The organism is Aquisalimonas sp. APHAB1-3, from assembly GCF_048323695.1.
Classification (GTDB): Bacteria; Pseudomonadota; Gammaproteobacteria; order Nitrococcales; family Aquisalimonadaceae; genus Aquisalimonas.
This window is the reverse complement of sequence record NZ_JBLWFT010000001.1, coordinates 901,863-926,886: the sequence shown is the minus strand read 5'-3', so window position 1 is coordinate 926,886 and position 25,024 is coordinate 901,863. Positions and strand designations below refer to the sequence as shown.

The following is a 25,024-nucleotide window of genomic DNA, read 5'->3' as shown; positions in this document are numbered from 1 at the left end:
TAACAATGTGATTGAGGAGCCATCATGAGCAGCACATCCGGCCCGTTCAGTTTCGATACGCTGAGCCTGCACGCCGGCCAGCAACCGGATCCGGCCACGGGGGCGCGCGCGACGCCCATCTACCAGACCACGTCGTTCGTGTTCCAGGACAGCGATCAGGCCGCTTCGCTGTTCAACGGCGAGCGTGCCGGCCACGTCTATTCGCGCATTTCCAACCCCACCAACGCTGTCCTGGAAGAGCGTGTGGCCGCCCTGGAGGGCGGCGTTGGCGCCATTGCCACCGCCAGCGGCCAGGCCGCGGTCCATCTGGCCGTGGCCACGCTCATGGGCACGGGCGGGCATATCGTCGCCTCCCACTCCCTGTATGGTGGCACCCACAACCTGCTCACCTACACGCTGCCGCGCTTCGGCATCGAGACGACGTTCGTCGATCCGCGCGATCCGGAGGCGTTCCGCAACGCCATCCGCCCGGAGACACGCCTTGTTTTCGGCGAGGTGCTGGGCAACCCCGGGCTGGATATCCTTGATATCGAGGCGGTGGCGCAGGTGGCGCACGACAATGGCCTGCCGTTGTTGATCGATGCCACCTTCACTACGCCCTATCTGTGCCGCCCCTTCGACCACGGGGCCGATCTGGTCTATCACTCGGCCACCAAATTCCTCGGCGGCCACGGCGTTGCCGTGGGCGGGGTGCTGGTGGACAGCGGTCGTTTCGACTGGGACGCCTCCGGCCTGTTCCCGGAGCTGACAGAGCCCTATGCCGGGTTCCACAACATGGACTTCACCGAGGAGTACGGCCCGAGCGCCTTTCTCCTGCGCGCCCGCAAGGAGGGGCTGCGGGACTTCGGGGCGTGCATGAGCCCGACCACCGCCTTTCATCTGCTGCAGGGCCTGGAGACGCTGCCTTTGCGCATGCAGCGTCACGTGGACAACACGCGCAGGCTGGTGGCGTTTCTTGCCGAGCACGAGGCGGTGGAGCACGTGGGCTACCCGGAGCAGCCGGACCACCCGGACCACGGCCTAGCGGCTCGGATGCTGCCCAAGGGGTGCGGCGCCGTGTTCAGTTTCACCATCAAGGGCGGCCGTGAGGCGGGGCGGCGGTTCACCGAGAGCCTGAACCTGTTCTCCCATCTAGCCAACGTGGGCGATGCCAAGTCGCTGGTGATCCATCCGGCCAGCACGACTCACCACCGCATGAGCAGCGAAGCGCTGCGCGCGGCGGGCATCTCCGAGGGCATGATCCGCCTGTCCGTGGGACTGGAGGATCCCGACGATCTGATCAACGATCTCAAGCGCGCCCTGCGTGCCAGTCAGAAGGAGGCGCGCTGATGGAACTCACGGTCAATGGCAGCAAGACGTACATCTATACCGGCACCCACGCACTGGAGCCGGGGCGAACTACCTGGCTGTTCGTCCACGGCGCGGGCATGGACCACTCCGCCTGGATTCTCCAGAGCCGGTACTTCGCTTTCCACGGGCAGAACGTCATGGCCGTGGACCTCCCGGGTCATGGGCGCTCGGCGGGAGAGCCACTCGGCTCCATCGAAGCCCAGGCGGACTGGCTCGCCGCGCTGCTGGACGCCGCCAGTGTGGAGCAGGCCATGGTGGTGGGTCACAGCATGGGGTCGCTGGCGGCCGTGGATTTCGCCGCGCGCTATCGCGATCGGGTCAAGGGTCTGGCGCTGGTGGGAACCGGATTCCCCATGCCGGTGGCGGAGCCGTTGCTGGAGGCGACCCGCGCAAACGATCCCAGGGGAATCGGCATGATCATGAACTGGGGCATCAGCCCGCAGTCGCACCTGGGCGGTAACCAGGCCCCCGGGCTGTGGATCCACGGACAGGGCGTCCGACTGCTGGAGCAGGCCGCACCGGGCGTGCTGTTCACGGACATGAACGCCTGCAACGCCTACGAGGCGGGCGTCGCCCGTGCCGGGGAGATCGCCTGCCCGGTGCATTTCGTGATCGGCGACCGCGACATGATGACCCCGCCAAAGGCCACCGCGGCACTGGCGGACGCCGTTACCGCGCCCGTCAGCCGCACGGTGCTGCGCGGATGCGGGCACATGACGCCGCTGGAACGTCCGAACGAGCTTCTGGACGAGCTGATCGCCTTCGGGGCGCGTCTGGGCTGAGGAGGTTAGTCCTCGCCCAGCACGTCGAGTACGCCGCCGACGAACCACTCCCGGTCCCACGCCTCCCGGGGCCGGGAGAGGCCCAGGCGCACCACCACCAGGTCGGCCGAGGGCACGATCACCACTTCCTGCCCCTGGTAACCTGACGCCGCGTACGTATCCGCGGGCAGCTCCGGCCAGGGGCGTTCCCCGGTGTCCGGGTCCCCCCGGTTCAACCAGAAGTGGGCGCCGTAACCGCCCTTGTCGGCGTCCGGAGCGGGTTCCCGGGTGAACGCGACCCAGTCCTCCGGGAGCAGACGCTCGCCGTTCCACACGCCGTCGTGCAGGTAGAGCTGGCCAAACCTCGCCCAGTCCCGCGCCGTGGCCAGCATGAACGACGAGCCCACAAAGTTGCCGGACGCGTCCGGCTCCAGCACGGCGCTGTCCATGCCCAGGGGGCGGAACAGCGCCTCGCGCGGGAAGTCGGCCCAGGCCCTGTCATCGCCAACTGCATCGCGGAGCAGGGCCATGAGGAGATTGGTGGTACCGCTGGTGTAATCCCACTCCGAGCCCGGTTCGGCTTCCAGTGCCTTGCTGCGCACGAACGCGGCGGCGTCCGGTTCGTTGAACAGCATGCGAATGGGGTCGCCGAGCGGGTCGGCGTAGTCCTCGTCGAAGGCCAGTCCGGAGGTCATCTGCAGCAGGTGACGAACGCGGATGGATTCGCGGCCGTCGTTGGCGTCGCGCCACTGCGGCACGGCGGCGTCGAGACCGAGCTGGCCGTCCCGCACCAGTACGCCGGTGAGGGCGTTGGTGACGCTCTTGGCCATGGACCAGCCGGGCAACGGCATGTCGCGGTCGAAGCCTGGCGCATAGCGTTCCGCGACGATCTGCCCCCGGTGCACGACGACCAGGGCGCGCGTGCCGCGTTGTGCGTCGCGGGCCGGCTCGCTGAATGCCGCCTCCATCAGAGGGCCGAGCGCCAGGCGTCGGGGCGCGTCATCCGGGGCTTCCGGGAACGCTTCCGTGCCTGTGCCGGCGCGGTTGGCGTTCACCGGCATGGGTTCCAGTGCGGTGCCTCCGGCAGCCAGAGTGCAGCCCAGCCCTTCCCGGTAATGTGCGGTCCGCGACAGCGGCCCCAGGGAGGCGGTGACGGTGCCGGTGTCAGGATTAGCGTGTGCGCTGATCACGGCGGGGAGGTCGCCCAGATCCTCTTCCAGCACCGTGCGGGGATCGCGGCCCGAGACGAACACGCCCGAGCACAGTTGCTTGGCGCCGTAGCCGGTTCCGGCAGCGGCAAAGTCGCGCGCGATGGGCCCCCACCACACCATGGAAAGGGCGAGTAGCACCAGGAGAAACAGTGCCCCCGAAAGGAGCGGGGCGGGGCGGCTCAATGAGTTCCCCCGGCGTCGGCATCCTTCACGATGGCCGTGAGTCCCTGGTAGCGGACTACCAGCACGCTGTCGCCCTGCCGCAGTTCACGGCCGTCCTCATGTCGTGCCTGGAAGAACTCGCCGCGAACGATGACGCCCGCCTTGCCGTGGCGGATGGTCACCGCGGTGGGTGTGCCGGCTTCACCGGCGCCCCCCTCGGTGGCACTTCGGAACAGCCATATGACCCCGGGCATCGCCACCAGTCCCGCCACTCCGGCAGTAATCAGCTGCCCCATGATGCTGGCGTCGAGCAGGGCCGCCGCCATCGCCGCCAGTGCCATCAGTGCCCACGCCAGGAACAGTCCGCCGGCACCGCCCATTAGCACCAGTTCCAGTGCGAAAAGCCCCAGTGCCAGTAGCAGCCATATGCCCCATGGTTCAATTTCCAAGCCCGCCTCCGGGGAGTCTTCTTGTTGAAAGGTCAGTAACTGCAAGACTACATGCTACCGGTGTTTGCCGGAATCGGCAGCGCTTGATCCAGAACAAGGCCAGCCCGATCCGCACTGGTGGAGAGTGTGCGTGTCACTGGATTGAGGATGGTACCCGTCATGCGTCTCGTGCTCCCGCGGCCCGCCCATGTCCTGCGACCCGCGCAGATGCTGCCGGCCTCGTTACTGGAGGCAATTGTTGCGACTGTCAGTACGCGTGTGCTCCGGGACCGCATCGCCGACGGCGCGCTGGATCCCCTGGGCGGGCGCGTGATCCGTATTGTTGTCCGTGACCCCGACGTCAGCGTGCGCCTGACCCTGCGCGACGGTCGGATTGTGCCGGCGCCTCCGGGCCAGGACGCCGCCGCCACGGTGACAGCCTTCGCCGAGGACCTGGTGCAGGTCATGGCGCAGCGGGTTGACCCGGATACCCTGTTCTTTCATCGGCGTCTCGGTGTTCAGGGCGATACCGCCCTCGGGCTGGCGGTGAAGAATGTGCTCGACAGCGTTGATCCTGCCGAACTGCCGACGCCCGTAACGGAGCTCCTCAGGCAGGCAGCAGATCACGTGCCCGGGGCGACCTCCCGGGAGTCAGGGTAGCGGGATGCGGTCCATGCCGGCGGCACCGTGCCAGTACCCGCTGCAGTCATCGCCGTCCTGGGTCAGTGTCGTGGTGGTGTCATCGGCCATGGCCCGTGCCAGCGCGTCGGCCAGGTCGGGCGTCTCACCGATGCGAGGACTCAACCGCAGCAGGTCCGCCCCGGCCGCCGCCAGCTTCTGCCAGGCGGGCAGCAGGTTGTGGACGCGGCCGGACTGGGTCTGAATGCCGTTGATGGTCAGAAAGCGTTCGCCTTCGCGGGTGTTCACGGGGCGGCCGTCCGGGTCGTCGATGCAACGGAGCCCGCATTGATCCTTGGGCAGATCGTGGTGGCGTGCGGTGAAGCAGCGGGCCGACCAGGCCAGGGGAAGGCGTCCGTGGGCGAACACCTCGGTTTCCGGACGCTGCGGCCCGGCGGCGTCCAGCAGGGCGCGCAGGGTGGCGCCATCCAGCTCCAGGGGCATGACCCAACGCCTCATGCCGAGGTCCCTTAGCGCCAGCAGGGCGTGGCTGTTGTAGATGTTCAGGAACGGCCCGCCCGTGAAGGGCAGGCCCTGCTCCCGGAGAATCTGCACCGCCGCCATGTCGTTGGCCTCCACCAGGAACTCGCCGTTCAGGCACATGCGGCGCACCATGCCCATTTCCGAACGGGCCTCGACAAGAGTGAGCGTGGACAGCACCACCTCCTTGCCGGCGGCAGCCAGTTCCCGCCCCAGGGCGATCCAGTCGTCGGGGCGCAGTTCCCTGCGCTTGGCACAGACCGTCTCGCCGAGATAGACGGAATCCGCGGCGCTTGCGCCGATACGCTCGTAGAACGCCAGGGTGTGTGCCCGTGGCCAGAAGTACTGGCAGGGGCCGATCGCGATCCGCGGTTTCGTGGTGTCAGTCATGGTGGTCGTTCTCACTGCCAGGAGCGGCTGTAGGCGCCAAGGGTGGTCTGGCTGCCCTCGGAGAGCGCGGAGAGCCGTGCCTTCTCCCCGGGCTCCGGCGCATAGGCGTCCGGGGCGGTCAGGCAGCGGTCGATGGCCTGGCGCCACACCGCGGCCACCTGGCGTATGTAGCCTGGGCTGCGCTGCCGCCCCTCCAGTTTGATCGCGGTGATTCCGGCGCGGTGGAGTTCTGGCAGCAGATCCAGTGTATTCAGGCTCGTGGGGGCCTCCAGGGTGTGATCCGTGCGGTCAGCCACGGTGAAACGCCCCTTGCACAGGGTGGGGTACCCCGCCTTCTCGCCCGCGGCGAAGCGGTCGATGAGCACGCCGTTGAGGCGTGAGCTCAACGTGCCGTCCGCGGTTTCGTCCCAGCGGACATGGCCGGCTGGGGAGCAGGCCCCGGCAGTGTTGGGCGACTCTCCGGTCGCGTAGGAGGAGAGCAGGCATCGCCCCTCGGCCATGATGCACAGTGAGCCGAAGCCGAAGACCTCCAGTTCCACCGGCGCGTCGGCGGCGATCTGCTGGACCTGGGCGAGGGAGAGTACTCGCGGCAGGACGGCGCGGCGGATGCCGAAGTACTCGTGATAGAAACGCAGTGCTTCGACGCTGGTCGCCGACCCCTGCACCGACAGGTGCCGAGGCAGGTCCGGGTACGTCCGCGCGGCGTACTCGAGCAGGCCGATATCGGCCAGGATGATCCCGTCGACCCCCAGTGCCGCCGCCTGATCCACTGCCGAGCGCCAGTGGTCCCACCCCTGGGGCTGCGCATAGGTGTTTACCGCGAGCAGGACACGCACGCCGTGGCCATGGGCCTCGGTGATGCTCTGGGCGAGCTGGTCAGGGGAGAAGTTCAGGCCGGGGAAATGGCGGGCGTTCGTCGCGTCACTGAGCCCCGTATAAATGGTGTCGGCACCGCTCTCGATGGCGACGCGCAGGGCCGTTGCGTTCCCTGCCGGGCAGACCAGTTCCATGATGTGCTCCCGTCGGAGTTGACTCCCGGGAGCTTGTCGTCCGAGTGGGTTGGCCCGCCTTGATCCGGATCAAGAGCGTTTGGGTATGCCGGCGTTCTTCTCCAGCGCCGAGGCACTGCTGCCGATGACCGCCCTGAGCGCGTCCATGTCATTCAGCGAGATTTCCCGGCCGTCGGCGGTGATCCAGCCGTTGTCCACGAAGCGGCGGAACAGCCGGCTGGTGGTTTCCGGCGCCAGCCCGAGGTAGTTGCTCAGCTCGTGGCGTGACATGGGCAGGCGGAAGCGGGTCGACGACAGACCCCGCCGGGCGAACCGGTCCGAGAGGCTGGTCAGCAGAATCGCCAGCCGCTGCTCTGCGGTGCGCCGGGCCAGGGCGTGGAGCATCTCCTGTTCGTTGAAGATCTCTTTGCTCATGATCCGCAGCAGCTGCCGATTGAGGCCGGGGATGTCTTCTGAGAGCCGCTCCAGCTCCTCGAACGGGATTTCGCAGATGCTGGTGGTCTCCAGCGCCGACGCCGTGGACGGATGCTCGCCGAAACTGATGGCATCCAGACCCAGCAGCTCGCCGGGCAGGTGGAATGCGGTGATCTGCTCTTCGCCGTCCTCGGAGATGGTCAGACTCTTGAGAGCGCCTGTGCGCACGGCGTAAATGGCGCCGAACGGCCGGCCCGAACGATACAGAACATCACCCCGCGCCAGCGGCTTGCGTCGCTCGACGATGCGGTCCAGCGCGTCCACGTCCGCACCCTCCAGTGCCACTGGCAGGCAAAGGTCGCTGAGGCTGCAGGTCCGGCACGCTTCCCGGATCTGGCGGATGTTGGGTCGGTTCATCGTCTGCTCAGCCATCGGTAGGACTCCTTCAACGTCCGTGCAGCGTCCTGGTGTTCGACCTCGCGCGAGGGCTGTTCCCTGTTATAACTTTGTGGTTATCAGTGTAACCGTTCCCTGTATTTCCACACACGATTCGGGTGGCCAGCGTGGATGCTCATGAGCGCCAGCACAGTAGTTCACGATAACGCGCGAAGGCCCTCCGGGTCATGCACGATGATCTCCCGGTGCCGCACTTCCAGTACACCCCGGGCGTTCAGTTCGTGGAGAATCCGCGAGAGTGTCTCCGGCGTCATCGACAGGCGCGAGGCGATGACGTGCTTTGGGGCCGGAAGTTGAACCGGCTCGCCCGGTAGCGGGCTGGCGCTTGCCTGGGTGAGCAGGTAGCGGGCGACCCGCGGGCGGGACTGCTGCAGTGTGAGCTGATCGATGTCCTCGAGACGGCTGTGCAGCCGCATGCTGAGGTCGGCCAGCAACGCCATGCAGGCGCCGGTGTCGTTGTCGAGCAGGGCACGGTAGTCGTCGTTGGGAATACTCAGCACCCCTGCCGGCTCGAGAACCTGAGCCGTGACTGGGTACTTGCGGGCGTCCATGAACATGACCGCCTCGGCGAAGGTTTCCCCCGGCCGGACCAAGTGCACCACCTTCTCCAGTCCCTCGGCGTTGGTGCGCGCCAGTTTGATCAGGCCTTCTTGAAGCAGGAAGAAATGCTGCGCCGGATCGCCCTGGTGGAACAGGATGGCGCCGGTTTGGTGGCGCACCCGGCGTACACGGCCAACCAGGCCGTCCAGTTCGCTGTTGGGGAGGTGGCGGAAGAGCGGATTGCTAACCAGCGCCTCGTGAATGCCGTCCTGTTTCATCGAGCCCCCGCGATCTCCTGCAGGATGAAGCGTGCCACGCCGTCCGGGTCGTTCATGGACAGCCTTGGCAGCGCCGTGTCCAGCGGGTGGTTTGCCGTGGTGGCCACGGCGATGATGGCGTCATCATTGTGGAACAGTGGTGGTCGGTCCCGCCCCGTCTCGCGCAGCAGCTCGATCTTCGGGAAGCGTTCGCCGCGAAAGCCTTCCACCAGCAGCAGATCGACGCTGTCCTGATCGAGGCGCGCGATCTCCTCAGCGAGTATCGGGTCGCGCTCTTCCTCCCGCTCCCGCATCAGAGCCCAGCGGCTACCGGAGGTGACCAGCACCTGGTCGGCGCCGGCCTTGCGCAGCTGGTAACTGTCCTTGCCCGGGTGATCCACGTCGAAAGCGTGGTGGGCGTGTTTCACCAGCGCCAGCCGCAGCCCGGCCTCACGCAGGCGGGGGATCACCGCTTCCAGCAGGGTGGTCTTGCCGGTGCCGCTCCAGGCGGCGAAACCGATGATGGGCCGGCGGCAGGTCTGCGGCCAGAGTGATTGATACGGGTAGCGTGGCATGGTCGCGATGCTGGTCATGGTGCCCTGGTTGCCTCACACTGTACGGGATTTGACGTGGCCGCCGGGAGGGCGGTCATTATACCGTTCCCAGCGGACGCGACTGACGAGGACTGGAATCATGGCGAACGAACTCCCCTCAGGTGCCGGTGATGTCGCCGAAGACTATCCGGAAATCTGGGATGCCTACAGCCGGCTCGGCCGCGCGTGCGCAGAGGCAGGGCCGCTGGACGAGCGGGACCGCCGCCTGGTGAAACTGGCCATGGCGATCGCCCTTGGCAGTGAGGGTGCGACCCACTCCCACGTCCGGCGCGCCCTGGATGAAGGGTTTACCGGCGACGAAATCCGCCAGGTAGCCCTGCTCGGCGTGCCCACACTCGGTTTCCCATCGTCCGTCGCCGCCCTGACCTGGGTGGAGGATATCCTCGAAGAGGAAGACGACGAGGACGATGTGGAAGAGGATGCGGACGACTGACCGGTGCCTCAGCCGAGCAGCGGCACCACGTCCTTCGTGACCGCCACCAGCATGATGTAGGCGAATACCAGGATGGCCGCGATCCAGGCGGCGAGCCTGGTCTGTTTTGTGCGTCCACGCTTGAGCGCCACCATGCCCAGCGCGATGTAGACCACCAGCCCCACTACCTTGGCCGTCACCCAGTCGTGGACGAACGGATACTGGGCGATGATCCAGATCAGCAGCAGCGCGCTGGCGAGCAGCACCGTATCCACCGCGTGGGGCACGATGCGCACCCACTTGCGTTGGAGCATGCTTGAATCCGCCAGCATCCAGATGCCCCGCAGCAGGAACAGGGCGATGCTGATGATGGCGCTGAGTTGGTGAATGTGCTTGATGAGGACGTACTGTTCGGCCATTGCGTCGGTTCCCCGGTGTCTTATTTGAGTTCGTTCTGAACCGCCCACACCGCGGCTTCGACCCGCGATCGGAACGCCATTTTCTTGAGCAGGTTCTTCACGTGCACCTTGGTCGTGCCCTCGGTAATGCCGAGATTGCGGGCGATGGTCTTGTTGCTCTCGCCCCGGGCCAGATGGCGCAGGATCTCCCGCTCTCGCGCAGTGAGCCTGTCGATGCCCGGGGCGTTGCTCTCGCGCCCCTTGGTGAGCGCCCGGGCGAGGCTGGAGGTGAGCGCTTCGCTGATGACCACCTCACCGGCGGCGGCGCGACGGAGCTGGGTGAGCAGCGCCTCCGGTTCCATGTCTTTCAGCAGGTAGCCGTTGGCGCCGGCGCGCAGGGAGGCGGTCAGGTCGTCTTCGCTGTCGGAGACGGTGAGCATCACGATGCACGCTTCAACACCGTTCTCGCGCAGCGCCCTGAGTGTCTCGACGCCGGTCATACCCTGCATGTTCAGGTCCAGGAGGATAAGATCCGGCTCCAGTTCGGTCGCCATGTCCAGGGCTTCCTTGCCACTGCTGCTTTCCCCGGCACAGGTCATGTCGGCTTCCAGGTCCAGAAGCTGCGAGATGCCGCGTCGCAGCAGGGGGTGATCGTCGACGATCAACACGCGTGTGCTCATGCCTATGGCTCCATGTCGTCATTGGCCGTATCCCGATCCCGCGGAAAGGTCACCTCGATCCGGGTACCGTGCGGTTCGGCTGCGCCTATCGCCAGCTCGCCCCCCAGGCTGCGTGCCCGTTCCGTCATGATCTGAATACCGTAGTGGTGCGCTTTTTCAGGTTGATCGGGCATGCCGATGCCGTCGTCCTGCACCAGCAGTCGGATCCAGTCGTTGTCGTCCTTCATTAGCCTGACCACCGCCATCGTCGCCTGCGCATGGTGCCCCACGTTCGTCAGAGCTTCGCGGACGATCTGCAGGGCATGGACCTCGGCGTTGGAATCCAGCTCCGGGTCCGTGGCCTCCGTGTCCAGATGCAGCTCCAGTTGCGGGTAGCGCTGGCGGAATTCCCGTACTGTGGCTTCCAGCGCCGGGCGCAGACCTGCCTCGTTCACACGCAGGCGGAACGTGGTCAATAGCTCGCGGAGGTGACCATAGGCTGTATTGAGTCCTTCGCGCAACTCCGCCGCAATCGCCCGGGTGTCGACATGGTCGGTTTCGTCTCTTAGACCGGCCTGCATGCGGGCGACCTGGATCTTCAGGTAGGAAAGCGACTGCGCCAGTGAATCGTGCAGTTCCCGGGCGAGTACCGCGCGCTCCTCCATGAGCACAAGCCGCCGTTGTTTCTGCGCCTCCCGGGCAAGCGCGCGGGCGAGGGCGATCTGATCCGCTACCGCCTCCGCCAGCTGGTGCTTCCAGGGGGCAAGGGGGGTGGCGGCCGGGTGGCATAGCTGCATCTTGCCGTGGGTATGACCGCCGTGGCGCAGCGTGATGGTGGTGGCGGTGCCGCCGCCGTCATCGTCCACCGCGGTAGACTGAAACGTCTGAACCGCTTCGTCACTGTCCGGTTCAGTCAGGCTCACGCTGACCGGGCCGGCATCGACTATGTCGCGAAGCCGGTCGAGGATGGGTTGCATGGCCGTGTCCGTGAGGTGGTGCGGGGCGAGATCCCGCGCAGTGTCATAGAGCAGCTGCAGGGCCTGAATGCTGCGCTGCAGGTCCGCGGTCTTGTGTGCGACCTGCTGTTCCATGTCCGCGTAGAGGGAGTCCAGTTCTGCAGCCATGGTGTTGAAACGTTGGCCGAGTACGCCAAACTCGTCGTTGCGGGTGTGCGTTGCGCGAGCGGAGAAGTCGCCCTGGCCGAGGCGGCCCGCGGCGTCGATCAGGTCGCGCAGCGGAGTCATGATCCGGCGCTGAAGCAGCGCGATGGCGCCTGCGGCCAGCAGCAGCGTCAGGGCGATGGCGCCGGCCTGAATGCCGCGCAGCAGCTGGATGCGGCGCTCCGCTTGTTGCTGCAGATCCTGCACCATGGCGTCCACGGAATCGACGAAACCGCCGACCTCGTCGGTGTATGCCGTTGCGCCGGCGACATCTGCCAGGGCAGGCCGCAACACGTCACGCCACTCGTCACGAATCCCCTGGTAACGTTCCTGCAAAGATGGGTCACTGCTGGCGGCCGCGCGCAGCGCCCTGTCTTCCAGTTTCGTCTCGAAGGTCACGGCGGCGGATGCCACGGCGTCTGCATCCGCCGGCCCCCGCACGAGCGCGGCGATGCGGTACGCCTGCATGCGCAGGGAGCCCGCCTCGTTTATGGCCGCCGCATCACCCCGGGCGCTCTCCGTTATCACCATGGAGCCGCCCATGCTCAGCAGGGCGAGCGCCGTGATACCGGTGAGGATCAGCCCGAGCCGAACGCGTAGCGACCAGGGGTGCGCGCTGTGGGATTTCGGGATACTCAGGGTGGTACCTCCAATGATCCGTGTTTGTATTGCATTCAGTTTAATAAGATATTAGGGCTTTAATAAAAATAGTAAAAACAAATATTTGAAATATTTATTGAGATACCTAAGGAGGGATATATTCCGCTTCCCTTCCTCGTTGCCACCGATCCTGAGTTGATCCGGGTCAAGATTGCCCGGGTACGCCCTCACTAACGTCATCCCCAGAAAAACGCACTACCGATACAGGGGACGGCATGGCAACGCATCGCTTCAAGCAGTATTCGGTTCTCACCATGAACACCTTCGCATTCACGATGATGTTCATGGTCTGGACCATGTTCGGCGAGATCGGGGTGCCGATTCAGGAGGAGCTCAACCTCACCAATACCCAGTTTGGCATCCTGACCTCGCTGCCCATTCTCACCGGGTCGTTGGTCCGATTGCCACTGGGCGCGTGGACGGACAAGTACGGCGGTCGTCCGGTGTTCTTCATCCTGATGCTCTGCGTACTGCCCGCCGTGTGGCTCGTGCAGTTCGCCACGGAATACTGGCAGATGCTGGTCATCGGTGCCTTCGTCGGCCTGGCCGGTGGTTCGTTCTCTGTGGGCATCGCCTACACCGCCAAGTGGTTCGAGCGCGGTCAGCAGGGTCTGGCCATGGGCATCTTCGGCGCCGGTAACGCCGGCGCTGCAGTGACCAAGTACATCGCGCCCACCATCATCGTGGTGCTGAGCTGGCAGGCAGTTGCCAATATCTACGCGGCGATCGTGGCGATTACCGCACTGCTGTTCTGGTTCTTCACCTTCACCGAGCCGCAGCTCAAGGACCCGAACAAGAAAGCGCCGACGCTGCGCGAGCAGGTCAAGGTCCTCAACGACCCCAAGGTCTGGAAGTACTGCCAGTACTACTCGGTGGTTTTCGGCGGCTACGTGGGTGTGTCCCTCTATCTCACCCGCTATTACATGCTGGAGTACGGCGTGGGCATTCAGCTCGCCGCGCTCATTGCCACCATCTTCGTGCTGCCCTCGGGCGTGATCCGCGCTTTCGGCGGTTACCTCTCGGACAAGTTCGGCGCGCACACGGTCACCTGGGTGTGCATGTGGGCGAGCCTGATCAGCTTCTTCTTCATGTCCTATCCGCCCACGGAGTACACCATCCAGCAGATGGGCGGCGAGACCCTGAGCTTCACCCTGGCCATGCCGGTGTGGCTGTTCACCACGCTGCTGTTCATCGTCGGCATCGCCTGGGGGATCGGCAAGGCCTCGGTGTTCAAGTACCTCTCCGATGAATACGACCACAACCTCGGGCTGGTGTCCGGGATGGTCGGCCTGTTCGGCGGCCTTGGCGGCTTCCTGCTGCCGCCCATGTTCGGTGCGCTGATCGACTTCACCGGCGTGACCACCAGCATCTGGATGCTCTGCTTCGGCTTCACCCTGGTCTCGGTGATCTGGATGTGGTGGACCGAACGGCGCCAGCCGGTGCTCACCCGCGATCGCTACCACCAGCCCTCGGTGCGTGACGAGGCCGCGGCGGACACCTGACACGATCATCACCCTTGACGAGGTAAACGCGACAATGAGCGCAACCAACGCAACATCGCAGCCACTGGATCAGCGCGTGATCCACGGCTGGAACCCGGAGGACGCGGAGCAGTGGGAGCGGGAGGGCAAGCGCATTGCCAACCGCAACCTGTGGATCTCCATTCCCTGCCTGCTGCTGGCCTTCGCCGTGTGGATGGTCTGGAGCGTGGTGGTGGTGAATCTGCCGCGCGTGGGTTTCGACTACACCACCCAGCAGTTGTTCTGGCTGTCCTCGCTGCCGGGGCTGTCCGGCGCGACGCTGCGGATCTTCTACTCCTTCATGGTGCCGATCTTCGGCGGCAGGCGCTGGACGGCCATCAGCACCGCCTCTCTGCTGATCCCGGCCCTGGGCATCGGCTTTGCCGCCCAGAACCCTGATACCCCGTTCTGGATCATGGCGCTGCTGGCCATCCTCTGCGGCTTCGGCGGCGGCAACTTCGCCTCCAGCATGTCCAACATCGCCTTCTTCTATCCCAAGGCGGAGAAGGGCACTGCGCTGGGCCTGAATGCGGGCCTGGGTAACTTGGGCGTGAGCACCGTGCAGTTCGTGGTGCCGCTGGTGATCACCATGGGCGTGTTCGGCTTTCTGGGCGGTCAGCCGCTCACCACGGAGGACGGTGAACAGCTCTGGCTGCAGAACGCCGGCTTCGTCTGGGTACCGTTCCTGGTCATCGCCACCGTCGCCGCCTGGTTCGGGATGAACGACCTGGCCAATGCCCAGGCCTCGTTCAAGGAGCAGTCGGTGATCTTCCAGCGCAAGCACAACTGGGTCATGTGCTGGCTGTATCTGGGCACCTTTGGCTCGTTCATCGGCTACTCGGCCGGTTTTCCCATGCTCATCAACAGCCAGTTCGAGGGCGTGGACGGCACCCAGTTCGCCTTTCTCGGCCCGTTGGTGGGCGCACTGATCCGGCCCCTGGGTGGCTGGCTGTCCGACAAGCTCGGCGGAGCCATCGTCACCTTCTGGAACTTCATCATCATGGCGTTCGCCGTGTTCGGGGTGATCTGGTTCCTGCCCGCGGGGGTCGGCGACGGCAGCTTCTGGGGCTTTTTCGCCATGTTCATGCTGCTGTTCCTGACCACCGGCATCGGCAACGGCTCAACCTTCCGGATGATCCCGGTGATATTCATGACGGAGCACCAGCGCGCTGCCGCCGGCAAGGGTGAGGCCGCCGAGCAGCAGGCCGTCATCGACGCCAACAAGGAAGGTGCGGCGGTGCTTGGCTTCAGCTCGGCGCTTGCCGCCTACGGCGCCTTCTTCATTCCCCAGAGCTACGGCGTGTCCATCGCCCTGACGGGCGGTGTTCAGGGCGCGCTCTGGGCGTTCATCGTTTTCTACGTCACCTGCATTGCCATTACCTGGTGGTACTACGCCCGCCCGAATGCGGAAGTGCCCTGCTAAATCGCGAGGAGATCGCCATGAGTTTCTTTCTCGACAGACTGACCTTCTTCCAGCGCACCAAGGAAGAATTCTCGGATGGCCACGGCGTGGTCACCGACGAGCCTCGCCGCTGGGAGGACGCTTACCGCAGCCGCTGGCAGCACGACAAGATCGTGCGCTCCACGCACGGTGTGAACTGCACCGGCTCCTGCAGCTGGAAGATCTACGTGAAGAACGGTCTCGTTACCTGGGAGACCCAGCAGACGGACTACCCGCGCACGCGGCCGGATCTACCCAACCATGAGCCCCGCGGGTGCGCTCGTGGTGCCAGCTACTCCTGGTACATCTACAGTGCCAACCGGCTCAAGCACCCGATGGTGCGCGGCCATCTGCTGCGGCTGTGGCGCGAGGCGCGGCAGCAGCACGACGACCCGGTGGACGCCTGGGCCTCCATCGTCGAGGACCCGGCCAAGGCGCAGCAGTACAAGAGCCGGCGCGGCAAGGGTGGCCTGGTGCGCAGCGACTGGGAGGAGGTCAACGAGCTGGTGGCGTCTGCCAACGTCTACACCATCAAGCATTATGGCCCGGACCGGGTGATCGGCTTCTCGCCCATCCCCGCAATGTCCATGGTCAGCTACGCGGCAGGGTCGCGCTACATGTCGCTGCTCGGCGGCGTGTGCATGAGCTTCTACGACTGGTACTGCGACCTGCCGCCCAGCTCGCCGCAGACCTGGGGTGAGCAGACCGACGTGCCGGAATCGGCGGACTGGTACAACTCCGGCTTCATCATGATGTGGGGCTCCAACGTACCGCAGACGCGTACGCCCGACGCCCACTTCATGACGGAAGTCCGCTACAAGGGCACCGAGATCGTCACGGTGACGCCGGACTACTCCGAGGCGTCCAAGTTCGCCGACATGTGGCTGAACCCGAAGCAGGGCACCGACTCTGCGCTGGGGATGGCGCTCGGGCACGTGATGCTGAAAGAGTTCCACGTGGACAACCCCAGCCCGTACTTCCAGGACTACGCCCGCAAGTACACGGACTTCCCCTGCCTGGTGCGGCTGGACAAGACCGACAAGGGCTATCAGGCCGGCCGCTTCCTGCGCGCCTCGGACTTCGACAAGGGGCTCGCTCAGAAGAACAATTCCGAGTGGAAGACCGTCGCCTGGGACGAGACCAGCGACAGCGTCGTGGTGCCTCAGGGCTCAATCGGCTTCCGCTGGGGCGAGGACGGCCAGTGGAACCTGGAAGAGAAGCGCGCCGACGGCAAGGATACCAAGCTGCGCCTCAGCCACCTGGACGTGAAGGACGAGGTGGCCGAGGTGGGCTTCCCGTACTTCGGCGGCCTGGAGCACGAGCTCGGGCGGTTCACGCCCAACCCGCAGGATGACGTGATCTACCGCAAGGTGCCGGTGCGCAAGATCACTCTCGCCGACGGCGAAGAGGCGCTGGTGGCCTCGGTGTTCGACCTGATCACCGCCCACTACGGTGTGGATCGTGGCCTGGACTGCCCGAACACGGCCAAGAGCTACGACGAAAACCTGCCCTACACGCCGGCCTGGCAGGAGATGATCACCGGCGTCTCGCGCGACAAGGTGATCAAGGTCGCACGCCGGTTTGCGGACAACGCCAACAAGACCGAAGGCAAGTCCATGGTCATCCTCGGCGCCGGCCTGAACCACTGGTACCACATGGACATGTCGTACCGGGCCATCATCAACATGCTGGTGTTCTGCGGCTGCGTCGGCCAGAGCGGGGGCGGCTGGTCGCACTACGTGGGCCAGGAGAAGCTGCGCCCGCAGACCGGCTGGCAGCCGCTCGCCTTCGCCCTGGACTGGGCGCGGCCGCCGCGGCACATGAACTCCACCTCCTTTTTCTACGCGCACACCGACCAGTGGCGCTACGAGAAGCTGCAGGTGGCGGACATGCTCTCGCCGCTGGCCGACAAGTCGCAGTGGCAGGGCAGCATGATCGACTTCAACGTCCGCTCCGAGCGCATGGGGTGGCTGCCGTCCGCGCCACAGCTTGGTGCCAACCCCCTGCAGGTGGCGAAAGCTGCCGCCGCGGCCGGCAAGGACCCGAAGGACTACGTGGTGGAGCAGCTCAAGAGCGGTGAGCTGAGCATGGCGTGCCAGGATCCGGACGATCCGCAGAACTTCCCGCGCAACATGTTCATCTGGCGCTCCAACCTGCTGGGCTCCAGCGGCAAGGGCCACGAGTACTTTCTCAAGCACCTGCTGGGCACCGACCACGGCGTGCAGGGCAAGGACCTGGGTGAAGAGGGCGCGGACAAGCCCATGGAAGTGACCTGGCGCGACGAGGCCCCGCGCGGCAAGCTCGACCTGCTCACCACGCTGGACTTCCGCATGTCCACCACGTGCCTGTACTCGGACGTGGTGTTGCCCACGGCCACCTGGTACGAGAAGAACGACCTCAACACCTCGGACATGCACCCGTTCATCCACCCGCTGTGCGAGGCGGTGAACCCGTGCTGGGAGTCCCGCTCCGACTGGGACATCTACAAGGGGCTGGCCCGCGCCTTCTCACAGGTGGTGCAGGGGCATCTCGGCAAGGAGACGGACATCGTCACCCTGCCGCTGCTGCACGACAGCCCGGCCGAGCTGGGCCAGGCCTTCGACGTGCAGGACTGGCACAAGGGCGAGTGCGATCCGGTGCCGGGCAAGACCATGCCGCAACTGGTGCCGGTGGAGCGCGACTATCCCAACGTCTTCGCCCGGTTCACGGCGCTGGGGCCCCTCATGACCAACGTCGGCAACGGCGGCAAGGGCATCGCCTGGAACACCGAGCACGAGGTGGAGTTCCTGGGCAAGCTCAACGGTATCCATCTCAAGGAGGGAGCCACCAACAAGGGCATGCCGAAGATCGATTCGGCCATCGACGCCGCCGAGATCATTCTCAGCCTCGCGCCCGAGACCAACGGTGAAGTTGCGGTCAAGGCCTGGGAAGCGCTCTCCAAGCAGACCGGGCGGGATCACACCCACCTGGCGCTGAACAAGGAAGAGGAGAAGATCCGCTTCCGTGATCTGGTGGCCCAGCCGCGCAAGATCATCTCGTCGCCGACCTGGTCCGGGCTGGAGTCGGAGCATGTGTCCTACAACGCCGGCTACACCAACGTCCACGAGCTGATCCCGTGGCGCACGCTCACCGGGCGACAGCAGCTCTATCAGGATCACCCCTGGATGCGGGCGTTCGGCGAAGGGTTCGTGAGCTACAAGCCGCCGGTGAACATGCGCACCACCCAGACCATCCAGGGCGTGCGAGGCAACGGCAACGAGGAGATCGCGCTGAACTGGATTACCCCGCACCAGAAGTGGGGCATTCACAGCACCTACAGCGAGAACCTGCTGATGCTCACGCTCTCCCGTGGCGGGCCGTGTGTATGGATGAGCGAAGTGGACGCCAAGAAGGTCGGCATCGTCGACAACGACTGGATCGAGTGCTTCAACAGCAACGGCGCCCTGGTGGCCCGATCCGTGGTCAGCCAGCGCGTTCCCGAGGGCATGGTGATGATGTACCACGCCCAGGAGAAGCTGGTGAACACCCCCGGATCGGAGATCACCGGCGAGCGGGGCGGCATCCACAACTCCGTGACCCGCGCGGTGCTCAAGCCCACGCACATGATCGGCGGCTACGCCCAGCTCAGCTACGGCTTCAACTACTACGGCACTGTCGGCTCCAACCGCGATGAATTCGTGGTGGTGCGCAAGATGGATCGGGTCGAGTGGCTCGACGGTGACGACCAGAGCATTTACGAGGCGGAGGAACAGGCATGAAGGTCCGCGCGCAGATTGGAAAAGTCCTTAACCTGGACAAGTGCATCGGGTGCCATACCTGCTCGGTGACGTGCAAGAACGTCTGGACGTCTCGTGAAGGGATGGAGTACGCCTGGTTCAACAACGTCGAAACCAAGCCCGGTGTCGGCTATCCGAAAGACTGGGAAAACCAGGAGCGGTGGAACGGCGGTTGGTCGGTGAAGAGCGGCAAGCTCCAGCCCAAGGCCGGCAGCAAGTGGCGGATCCTGGCGAACATCTTCGCCAACCCGGATCTCCCAAGCATCGACGACTACTACGAGCCGTTCAACTACGACTACCAGCGGCTGCACAACGCCCCCGACTCCAAGCACCAGCCGGTGGCCAAGCCGTTCTCGGCGCTAACCGGCCAGCCCATGGACAAGATCGAGTGGGGCCCGAACTGGGAGGAGATCCTGGGCGGGGAGTTCGAGAAACGCTCCCAGGACTACAACTTCCAGAACATCCAGAAGGAGATCTACGGGCAGTTCGAGAACACCTTCATGATGTATCTGCCCCGGCTGTGCGAGCACTGCCTGAACCCCACCTGCGTGGCCTCGTGCCCCTCGGGCGCGATCTACAAGCGTGAGGAGGACGGCATCGTCCTGATCGACCAGGACAAGTGCCGCGGCTGGCGCATGTGCATCTCCGGGTGCCCGTACAAGAAGATCTACTACAACTGGCAGAGTGGCAAATCGGAGAAGTGCACCTTCTGCTTCCCGCGTATCGAAGTGGGCGAGCCCACCGTGTGCTCCGAGACCTGCGTGGGCCGCATCCGCTACCTCGGCGTGATCCTCTACGATGCCGACCGCATCCAGGAGGCCGCCTCGGCGCCCTCCGAGCAGGATCTCTACGAGCAGCAGATGCGCGTCTTCCTCGATCCGCACGATCCCGAGGTGATCGCCGCGGCGAAGAAGGAAGGCATTCCGCAGCAGTGGCTGGAGGCCGCCCAGCGATCGCCGGTGTACAAGATGGCCATGGACTGGAAGGTGGCCTTCCCGCTGCACCCGGAGTACCGGACGCTGCCCATGGTGTGGTACGTGCCGCCGCTGTCGCCGATCCAGTCGGCGGCCGACGCCGGCAACATCGACAGCGAAGGGCTGATCCCGGATGTGGCCTCCCTGCGCATCCCGGTGAAGTACCTGGCCAACATGCTCACCGCCGGTGACGAGCGGCCGGTCATCAAGGCACTGGAGCGGATGCTTGCCATGCGCAAGTTCAAGCGCAGCCAGACCGTCGAGGGCAAGCCGGATCACGCGGTGCTGGAGCAGGTGGGGCTGTCCGAGGAGATGGTGGAGGACATGTACCAGATCATGGCCATCGCCAACTACGAGGACCGCTTCGACATTCCCACGGCCAGCAAGGAGTTCTCGGCCGAGGATCCCTACGGCGAGCGGGCCGGCTGTGGCTTCAGCTTTGGTGATGGCTGCAACGTCTCCAGCAACGGCTCCACCAAGACCGACATCTTCGGTGGTCGGCGGGCCAGCCAGCGCGCGTTCCCGGCGCGGGTCGAGTTCAAGACCCGCGAGAAGGAGAAGGAGGGTTCGTCATGATGATCCTCAAGGCGATCGCCGTGCTCATGGACTACCCCGGCGAGGAGCTGCAGCAGCACGGCCACGAGCTGGCGACCGTGATCCAGGAGGCACCGGGGCTCGACGCGGACACGCGTCGGGGCCTGGTGGGCCTGGTCGAGCGGCTGCGCACCCATGACCTGCTGGACGTCCAGGCCGAGTACGTGGGCCTCTTCGACCGCAGCCGTTCGCTCTCCCTGCATCTCTTCGAGCATGTCCACGGCGAGTCCCGGGACCGCGGGCAGGCCATGGTGAATCTGCTCAACATCTACCGGGAGCACGGCCTGGAGGTCAGTGCCAACGAGCTGCCGGACTACGTGCCCCTGTTCCTGGAGTTCTGCTCGCGTCTGTCGGAGGAAGAGGTCCAGGGCTGGCTGGAGGAGATGGGGCATCTGCTCCAGCTCCTCCAAGGACGGCTCGAAGAGCGCGACAGCGACTACCAGTGGCTGTTCAAGGCCCTGCTGGAGCTTGGCGGAATGGAGACGGCCGGGGAGCAACTCCAGCGGCAACTCCGCGAGGAGGAGCGCGACGACACCCCCGAGGCCCTGGACGAAGTCTGGGCCGAGGAGCCGGTGACGTTTGGGCCCACCAGCGGCGGCTGCGGCGGGGCGAAAACCAACCAGGGCCAGGCCGTGCCTGTGGACTGGTCGGCACTCAAGCGCAACACCGCCTGAGACAGAGGGTTTAGGAGACACGAGCCATGTACGAATATTTCCATGATCTTGCCTTTGCGGTGTTCCCCTACATCGCCGGGACGGTGTTCCTGGTGGGTAGCCTGATCCGTTTCGAGAAAAGCCAGTACACCTGGAAGAGCAACACCACGCAGCTCATGTCCGGCGGGCAGCGCTTCCGGTGGGGCATCAACCTGTTCCACATCGGCATCATCGCCCTGTTCTTCGGCCACCTGTTCGGATTGCTGACGCCGACGGCGTTGTACACGTCACTGGGGCTCACGGCGGGAGCGAAGCAGCTTCTGGCCATTGTTGCCGGCGGCATCTTCGGTGCCATCACTCTGGTGGGCGTGGTGATTCTGCTGCACCGTCGCATGACGGATCCGCGGGTGCGCAAGACCAGCTATCCGATGGATTCCTTCATTCTCATCCTGCTGGCGGCGCAGCTGCTCACCGGCCTGCTGACCATTCCGGTGTCCACGGGCCACCTGGACGGTGAAGTGATGCAGCAGATCTCCGCCTGGGCTCAGGGTCTGGTGACGTTCCAGACCGGTGCGGCGGCCACCATCTACGACATTCACTGGATCTACAAGCTGCACATGTTCCTGGGGATGCTCATGTTCCTGGTGTTCCCGTTCACCCGTCTGGTGCACATCTGGAGCGTGCCTTACGGCTACATCTGGCGTGCCTGGCAGGTGGTGCGCGCCCGGGCGGTGTAATCGGGGCGGGGGCGGCGAAGGGTGGATCGGTGGACCTTCAGGCCCACCGGCAAAGGCACGAACCGCAGCACCCGTAGGGTGGACCTTCAGGTCCACCAGCAAAGGCACGGGCCGCAGCAATCGTAGGGTGGACCTTCAGGTCCACCAACAGCATCACGAACACCCGACCCGGAGGTCGCATGTCCATCCACGTCAATGGCAGGGAAATCACCAGCCGGGCCATCAACATCGAATCGGCCTACCATCAGGAGTCCGGCGCCGATCCGCGTTACGCCCAGCGCCGGGCCGCCGTGGCCCTGACCGTCCGCGAGCTACTCAGGCAACGCGCCGAGCAGCTCGACATGGCGGTGCCCGAGGACGACGACGACCTGGATCCGGTCATCGACGAACTCATCGCCACGGAAGTCCACATCCCCACGGCGGACGACACCACCTGCCGCCGCTGGTATGAGCAGAACCCGGAGCGCTTCCGCACGCCGGACATGGCCGAGGTGCGCCACATCCTGCTCGCCGGCCACCCGGAGGATCTGGAAGAGCGCAACCAGGCTCGCGCCACGGCCGAGCAGCTCATCGAAGAACTCCGGCGCGATCCGGACGCCTTCGCGGACATGGCGCGCAAACACTCCCGCTGCCCGTCGGCGAACGAGGGCGGCCATCTGGGCCAGGTGAGCAACGGCGAGACTGTGCCGGAATTCGAGGACGCAGTGCTGCGCCTGCCCGTGGGGCTGGCCGATCAGCCCATCAAGACCCGTTACGGCTTCCACGTGGTGGATGTGCTCCAGCACGTGGCCGGCGAGCAGCTGCCATTCGAGGCGGTGCACGAGCGCATCCGGGAGTACCTGGAGGCCGTGTCGCGGCAGCGTGCCATCAGCCAGTACATCAAGCTCCTGGCCGGCGATGCCGAGATCCGCGGCATCGACCTGGACCAGGCCGAATCCATGCTCATTCAGTAACGGGGCGACCCCACGATGCGTATCAGCAGTTTTGACGACCTCAAGAAAGCCGGCCTGGAACAGGACGAACCGCAGCGCCTGCTGCTCGTGCTCCTGAAGGCCGAGCCGGAATCCGGCGACGGCAACCCCGACAAGAACGACGTCATCCAGGGCAGCGGCTATCTGCGCCCCGTCATGGCCACGGACCGGGAACTCACCGAAGACCTGCGCCTGGATGTCCTGGCTGAGGAAGCCGACCAGTCGGGCATGGCCTGGGACCTGATCATGGTCTCCAGCCTGTCCGCCACCGGCGGCCGCCTGCCCACCTCGGAAGAAGCCGAGCCCTACCTTAAACAGATGGCCGAAGCCGTTGAAATGGGCGCCGACCTGTCCCGCTACGCCGTATTCGACCGAGCCGGAAGCCCCGTTCAACTTCAGACAAGGATGACCCAGTAGCAATGACCGACTGCACCCTCAGCCAGCAACACCTGCACGAGCCTGCCGAGGCACTACGCCACATGCTTGATGGCATCGCGCCGTCCAACCGGGAAGATGTGGTCCCCCTGTGTCAGACCATCGGTCGTGTGCTGGCGCGGGACGTGGTGGCCCGTGTGACCACGCCACCCCATGACAACGCCGCCATGGACGGCTACGTCTGCCGCGCGGCCGACGTGCACGAAGAGGGCGGCACGCTCCCAGTCGCCGGCACCGCCGCGGCGGGCGACCCACCCGCAACCCTGCCCGAGGGCAGCGCCATGCGCATCTACACCGGTGCCGCCATTCCGCAGGGCGCGGATACCGTGGTTATGCAGGAGCGCTGCACCCGCTCCGGTGACACCCTGGAGCTCGACTTCCGCCCGGAGCGTGGCAGCCACATCCGCTTGGCGGGTGAGGACGTGAACGCCGGTGACCCCATCATCGCCGGCGGCACGCGACTGCAGCCCCAGCACATGGCGCTGGCCGCCACCGGCGGCTACGGCGCGCTTCCCGTGCGCCCGCGCCTGCGCGTGGCCGTGCTCGTCACCGGCAACGAGCTGGCCGAGCCCGGCACGGATGCGCGACCGGGCCAGATCTACAATTCCAACGGCTACGCCCTGCTGGGGCTGCTTCAGTCTCTGGGTTGCGAGGTCCTGCACCCGCAGATCGTCCCTGACGATATGGAGACCACCGTCTCCATGCTCCAGCAGGCGGCCCGGGAGTCCGATTTCGTCATTACCAGCGGGGGCGTCTCCGTGGGCGATGCGGATTACGTGAAGGCGGCCGTGGAGCGGATCGGCCAGCTTGACCTGTGGCGGGTCGCCATCAAGCCGGGGAAGCCCATTGCCTTCGGCCGCATCGGACGAACCCCCTTTCTCGGCCTGCCGGGCAACCCGGTATCGCTGTTCGTCACCTTCTGCCTGTTCGGCCGGCCCATGATCCTCAAGCGCCAGGGCGCGGCGGACTTCACGCCGGGGACCATCAGCGCTGTGGCCGGTTTCTCTGTGCAGCAGGCGGACAAGCGGACCCGCTACCTCCGTGCCCGCCTGACCCAGGACGGCCGGGATCAGCGCGTGAGCCTGTTCCCGGACCAGGGCTCCGGCATCGTCAGCTCCACCACCTGGGCTAACGCCCTGGCGGAGATCCCGCCTCACACCACCATCACCACAGGCGAAACCGTCACAGTCTACCCCTATACGGAACTGCTCTAGTCGCTTGGCGCACCCCGAGACACGGTCGATTGCAGCACCGCCACCCTGACACATGGCGTGCCGGGCTGGCACGCCATGTGTGTTAGTACCCGCGTCACGCCCAAGCCATTGGAGATGGGCGCGCTACTGGGTGTCGCGGGTCGCCATGCGATCCGGGGGCGGCTGTGGGGTGCCGTCGGTTTCCGTGGATCGGTATGACAGCTTCTCGGGCACGAAACCCAGCTTTCGCAGTTCCGTCTCCGTTGCCGTGAGCCCGGTCTCCGGTGCCTGTCGGGTGAGAACGTAGGTTCTCACCACTTCAGTCCTGGAGGGCATGAAGCCCCAGTCGATGGCCCGTTGCTCCGAAGCGTTGCGGGCTTCCAGGGGGCGACTTTCCACCAGGGTGGAGGCGTTGATCGGGGGCGGCAGGAATCCCATCTTGATGAGTCGGTCCTGTGTGGTATCCGCCGCCAAGGGTGCAACCCACAGGCTTGCCACTGCCATGGTTGCGATCAGGTAACGAACGTTCATGGTTCACCTCGCGTCTGTAGAATCGATGTGCTGGCGCGGTCCGAGCCCGCGCTGATCCCCCTATGCTCCGGGCTGGGTTCCCGCGCTGGTGGCCGGAATATCTGCTCGGGGCAGCAGGTGATGCTCAGGCTAGTGGGCATGGCGTTCGCAAACCGTTTG

The 25,024-nt window shown here is 65.5% G+C and carries 24 protein-coding genes; 13 read left to right on the top strand and 11 right to left on the bottom strand.

The window, feature by feature from the left end:
- The first annotated feature begins 24 nt into the window (after positions 1-24).
- Together ACNSTU_RS04340 and ACNSTU_RS04335 are read left to right on the top strand one after the other, a co-directional pair.
- Positions 25-1,329 (top strand): O-acetylhomoserine aminocarboxypropyltransferase, encoded by a 1,305-nt coding sequence (locus tag ACNSTU_RS04340; protein WP_290631355.1) that lies wholly within the window; start codon positions 25-27, stop codon positions 1,327-1,329.
- Entirely contained in the window at positions 1,329-2,132 is an 804-nt protein-coding gene (locus ACNSTU_RS04335) for an alpha/beta fold hydrolase (protein WP_290631353.1), read from the top strand. The genes ACNSTU_RS04340 and ACNSTU_RS04335 overlap by 1 nt, the downstream gene beginning before the upstream one ends.
- A gap of 5 nt (positions 2,133-2,137) precedes the next feature.
- Here ACNSTU_RS04335 and ACNSTU_RS04330 read toward each other — a convergent pair whose 3' ends face one another.
- Both ACNSTU_RS04330 and ACNSTU_RS04325 read right to left on the bottom strand, forming a co-directional pair.
- Positions 2,138-3,505 carry a serine hydrolase domain-containing protein gene (locus ACNSTU_RS04330; protein ID WP_290631351.1) on the bottom strand — a complete coding sequence of 456 codons (1,368 nt, stop codon included), beginning with the start codon at positions 3,503-3,505 and terminating at the stop codon, positions 2,138-2,140.
- Positions 3,502-3,933, bottom strand: coding sequence for a hypothetical protein (locus tag ACNSTU_RS04325; RefSeq protein WP_290631349.1), 432 nt, complete (start codon positions 3,931-3,933; stop codon positions 3,502-3,504). The genes ACNSTU_RS04330 and ACNSTU_RS04325 overlap by 4 nt, the downstream gene beginning before the upstream one ends.
- Positions 3,934-4,092: 159 nt before the next feature.
- On the opposite strand from ACNSTU_RS04325, the gene ubiT reads away from it, so the two are divergent.
- The gene (gene ubiT, locus ACNSTU_RS04320) at positions 4,093-4,572 is read left to right on the top strand and encodes a ubiquinone anaerobic biosynthesis accessory factor UbiT (RefSeq protein WP_290631347.1); all 480 of its coding nucleotides are present in this window, start codon (positions 4,093-4,095) and stop codon (positions 4,570-4,572) included.
- Here ubiT and ACNSTU_RS04315 read toward each other — a convergent pair.
- The 5 genes from ACNSTU_RS04315 to mobB form a co-directional block, all read right to left on the bottom strand.
- Positions 4,564-5,460 carry a U32 family peptidase gene (locus tag ACNSTU_RS04315; protein ID WP_290631345.1) on the bottom strand — a complete coding sequence of 299 codons (897 nt, stop codon included), beginning with the start codon at positions 5,458-5,460 and terminating at the stop codon, positions 4,564-4,566. The two genes, ubiT and ACNSTU_RS04315, sit on opposite strands and share 9 nt — an antisense overlap.
- Positions 5,461-5,471: 11 nt before the next feature.
- Positions 5,472-6,470, bottom strand: a complete 999-nt coding sequence (ubiU, locus tag ACNSTU_RS04310) for a ubiquinone anaerobic biosynthesis protein UbiU (protein ID WP_290631343.1) — start codon at positions 6,468-6,470, stop codon at positions 5,472-5,474.
- 69 nt (positions 6,471-6,539) lie between these two features.
- A complete protein-coding gene (gene fnr, locus ACNSTU_RS04305; protein WP_290631341.1) occupies positions 6,540-7,316 on the bottom strand; it encodes a fumarate/nitrate reduction transcriptional regulator Fnr in 777 nt (258 codons plus the stop codon).
- A 161-nt stretch (positions 7,317-7,477) separates the two neighbouring features.
- Complete coding sequence (locus ACNSTU_RS04300; protein ID WP_290631338.1) at positions 7,478-8,158, bottom strand: Crp/Fnr family transcriptional regulator; 681 nt, start codon at positions 8,156-8,158, stop codon at positions 7,478-7,480.
- Entirely contained in the window at positions 8,155-8,712 is a 558-nt protein-coding gene (gene mobB, locus ACNSTU_RS04295) for a molybdopterin-guanine dinucleotide biosynthesis protein B (RefSeq protein ID WP_290631377.1), read from the bottom strand. Before mobB ends, ACNSTU_RS04300 begins: the two co-directional genes overlap by 4 nt.
- Positions 8,713-8,830: 118 nt before the next feature.
- Between mobB and ACNSTU_RS04290 the strand changes: the two genes are divergently transcribed.
- Positions 8,831-9,184: a carboxymuconolactone decarboxylase family protein gene (locus ACNSTU_RS04290; protein WP_290631336.1), complete on the top strand. Its 354-nt coding sequence runs from the start codon at positions 8,831-8,833 to the stop codon at positions 9,182-9,184.
- A gap of 8 nt (positions 9,185-9,192) precedes the next feature.
- Here the strand turns inward: ACNSTU_RS04290 and ACNSTU_RS04285 are convergent, their stop codons facing one another.
- Genes ACNSTU_RS04285 through ACNSTU_RS04275 form a run of 3 tightly spaced genes read right to left on the bottom strand, consistent with a single transcriptional unit; the run spans position 9,193 to position 11,911 of the window.
- Complete coding sequence (locus ACNSTU_RS04285; RefSeq protein WP_290631334.1) at positions 9,193-9,582, bottom strand: SirB2 family protein; 390 nt, start codon at positions 9,580-9,582, stop codon at positions 9,193-9,195.
- 20 nt (positions 9,583-9,602) lie between these two features.
- Entirely contained in the window at positions 9,603-10,241 is a 639-nt protein-coding gene (gene narL / locus ACNSTU_RS04280; RefSeq protein WP_290631332.1) for a two-component system response regulator NarL, read from the bottom strand.
- A 2-nt stretch (positions 10,242-10,243) separates the two neighbouring features.
- Positions 10,244-11,911: a type IV pili methyl-accepting chemotaxis transducer N-terminal domain-containing protein gene (locus ACNSTU_RS04275; protein WP_418212115.1), complete on the bottom strand. Its 1,668-nt coding sequence runs from the start codon at positions 11,909-11,911 to the stop codon at positions 10,244-10,246.
- Positions 11,912-12,255: 344 nt separating this feature from the next.
- On the opposite strand from ACNSTU_RS04275, the gene ACNSTU_RS04270 reads away from it, so the two are divergent.
- From ACNSTU_RS04270 to glp, 9 genes are all read left to right on the top strand, one after another.
- On the top strand, positions 12,256-13,542 hold the full coding sequence (locus tag ACNSTU_RS04270) for an MFS transporter (RefSeq protein ID WP_290631328.1): 1,287 nt from the start codon (positions 12,256-12,258) through the stop codon (positions 13,540-13,542).
- A gap of 34 nt (positions 13,543-13,576) precedes the next feature.
- A complete protein-coding gene (locus tag ACNSTU_RS04265) occupies positions 13,577-14,983 on the top strand; it encodes a NarK family nitrate/nitrite MFS transporter (RefSeq protein ID WP_290631325.1) in 1,407 nt (468 codons plus the stop codon).
- A gap of 17 nt (positions 14,984-15,000) precedes the next feature.
- Positions 15,001-18,759, top strand: a complete 3,759-nt coding sequence (locus ACNSTU_RS04260; RefSeq protein ID WP_290637214.1) for a nitrate reductase subunit alpha — start codon at positions 15,001-15,003, stop codon at positions 18,757-18,759.
- On the top strand, positions 18,756-20,327 hold the full coding sequence (gene narH, locus ACNSTU_RS04255) for a nitrate reductase subunit beta (RefSeq protein ID WP_290637216.1): 1,572 nt from the start codon (positions 18,756-18,758) through the stop codon (positions 20,325-20,327). Before ACNSTU_RS04260 ends, narH begins: the two co-directional genes overlap by 4 nt.
- Positions 20,324-21,019 carry a nitrate reductase molybdenum cofactor assembly chaperone gene (gene narJ / locus ACNSTU_RS04250; protein WP_290631319.1) on the top strand — a complete coding sequence of 232 codons (696 nt, stop codon included), beginning with the start codon at positions 20,324-20,326 and terminating at the stop codon, positions 21,017-21,019. Before narH ends, narJ begins: the two co-directional genes overlap by 4 nt.
- Before the next feature lie 26 nt (positions 21,020-21,045).
- Positions 21,046-21,735 carry a respiratory nitrate reductase subunit gamma gene (gene narI / locus ACNSTU_RS04245; protein WP_418212114.1) on the top strand — a complete coding sequence of 230 codons (690 nt, stop codon included), beginning with the start codon at positions 21,046-21,048 and terminating at the stop codon, positions 21,733-21,735.
- Positions 21,736-21,914: 179 nt separating this feature from the next.
- Entirely contained in the window at positions 21,915-22,688 is a 774-nt protein-coding gene (locus ACNSTU_RS04240) for a peptidylprolyl isomerase (RefSeq protein WP_290631315.1), read from the top strand.
- A gap of 15 nt (positions 22,689-22,703) precedes the next feature.
- Positions 22,704-23,123, top strand: coding sequence for a hypothetical protein (locus tag ACNSTU_RS04235; protein WP_290631313.1), 420 nt, complete (start codon positions 22,704-22,706; stop codon positions 23,121-23,123).
- Positions 23,124-23,125: 2 nt separating this feature from the next.
- Positions 23,126-24,355: a gephyrin-like molybdotransferase Glp gene (gene glp / locus ACNSTU_RS04230; RefSeq protein WP_290631311.1), complete on the top strand. Its 1,230-nt coding sequence runs from the start codon at positions 23,126-23,128 to the stop codon at positions 24,353-24,355.
- 123 nt (positions 24,356-24,478) lie between these two features.
- Here glp and ACNSTU_RS04225 read toward each other — a convergent pair whose 3' ends face one another.
- Positions 24,479-24,865, bottom strand: coding sequence for a hypothetical protein (locus ACNSTU_RS04225; protein WP_290631309.1), 387 nt, complete (start codon positions 24,863-24,865; stop codon positions 24,479-24,481).
- Positions 24,866-25,024 lie beyond the last annotated feature (159 nt).